The sequence below is a fragment of the Streptomyces sp. ActVer genome (assembly GCF_027270795.1).
GTDB classification, from domain to species: domain Bacteria; phylum Actinomycetota; class Actinomycetes; order Streptomycetales; family Streptomycetaceae; genus Streptomyces; species Streptomyces umbrinus_A.
The window spans coordinates 1-662 of record NZ_JAPWHT010001005.1; the positions used below are offsets into that span (position 1 = coordinate 1).

Consider the following 662-nt stretch of genomic DNA (forward strand, 5'->3'; position numbering starts at 1 on the left):
CCGGCCAGGGCTGGGCCGCCGCACCGGCCCCCTGCTGTACGGGGACCCCGGCGCCGGAGGTGTCGGCCGCACCGGGCCAGGGCTGCTGTGCCGCAGCCGCGTCCGCGGGGGCCTGGGGCTGCTGTTGGGCGTTCTGCGCGGGGGCCTGGGCGGGCGCAGCGGCCACCGGCACTCCACCGGGGCCGACGGCTCCCGCGGGACCAGCCGCACCTGTCTGCGCGACCTGGACCGGTACGGCCTGCGGCGGAAGGGCCTGTCCCGGGGCGCCCGGTTGGGGCATGCCCTGCGGAGGCACGGCCTGCCCGGGAACGGGACCCGCCTGGGCAGGAGCGCTCTGACCGGGGTTTCCCTGGGCTGGTACGGCGGCGGGCATGGGCTGCCCGGAAGCAGCCTGCGGCGCCATGCCCTCACCGGGTACGCCCTGAGCCTGGGGCAGCTGTCCGGGCAGGGGCATGGCCTGCCCGGGAACGCCCTGTACGGGGCCCAGTTGCGCGGGCATCCCCTGCCCAGCAACCGCCTGCCCAGGAACCGCCTGCCCAGCAACCGCCTGCCCAGGAACCGCCACGGCCTGCCCGGGCGCGACGGGCGCACCCTGCACACCCGGAGCCTGGGGAGCACCCTGCACCGGAGCCATCTGCCCGGGACCCCCCGGCGCCCCGGTG

1 protein-coding gene is annotated in these 662 nt (G+C 78.5%); it reads left to right on the forward strand.

The genetic code is table 11. From position 1 onward, the window contains the following. Positions 1–662, forward strand: a 662-nt coding sequence (locus O3Q52_RS53850; protein ID WP_269655647.1) for a hypothetical protein, incomplete at both ends; no start/stop codon positions are given.